Origin of the sequence: Klebsiella sp. 7-CIP_Kleb., from assembly GCF_050378655.1 — a bacterium.
GTDB classification, from domain to species: Bacteria; Pseudomonadota; Gammaproteobacteria; order Enterobacterales; family Enterobacteriaceae; genus Klebsiella; species Klebsiella quasipneumoniae.
Genome location: NZ_JBNRLJ010000037.1, coordinates 1 through 820, shown reverse-complemented (window position 1 = coordinate 820; position 820 = coordinate 1). Strand labels below are relative to the sequence as shown.

Here is an 820-nt window from a genome sequence, read left to right as displayed (position 1 = left end):
GGCACTGTTGCAAAGTTAGCGATGAGGCAGCCTTTTGTCTTATTCAAAGGCCTTACATTTCAAAAACTCTGCTTACCAGGCGCATTTCGCCCAGGGGATCACCATAATAAAATGCTGAGGCCTGGCCTTTGCGTAGTGCACGCATCACCTCAATACCTTTGATGGTGGCGTAAGCCGTCTTCATGGATTTAAATCCCAGCGTGGCGCCGATTATCCGTTTCAGTTTGCCATGATCGCATTCAATCACGTTGTTCCGGTACTTAATCTGTCGGTGTTCAACGTCAGACGGGCACCGGCCTTCGCGTTTGAGCAGAGCAAGCGCGCGACCATAGGCGGGCGCTTTATCCGTGTTGATGAATCGCGGGATCTGCCACTTCTTCACGTTGTTGAGGATTTTACCCAGAAACCGGTATGCAGCTTTGCTGTTACGACGGGAGGAGAGATAAAAATCGACAGTGCGGCCCCGGCTGTCGACGGCCCGGTACAGATACGCCCAGCGGCCATTGACCTTCACGTAGGTTTCATCCATGTGCCACGGGCAAAGATCGGAAGGGTTACGCCAGTACCAGCGCAGCCGTTTTTCCATTTCAGGCGCATAACGCTGAACCCAGCGGTAAATCGTGGAGTGATCGACATTCACTCCGCGTTCAGCCAGCATCTCCTGCAGCTCACGGTAACTGATGCCGTATTTGCAGTACCAGCGTACGGCCCACAGAATGATGTCACGCTGAAAATGCCGGCCTTTGAATGGGTTCATGTGCAGCTCCATCAGCAAAAGGGGATGATAAGTTTATCACCACCGACTATTTGCAACAGTGCC

The 820-nt window shown here is 52.4% G+C and carries 1 protein-coding gene; it reads right to left on the bottom strand.

The window, feature by feature from the left end; genetic code table 11:
- Positions 1-52 precede the first annotated feature (52 nt).
- Positions 53-757, bottom strand: a complete 705-nt coding sequence (locus ACQUTI_RS26315; protein ID WP_001067855.1) for an IS6-like element IS26 family transposase — start codon at positions 755-757, stop codon at positions 53-55.
- Positions 758-820 lie beyond the last annotated feature (63 nt).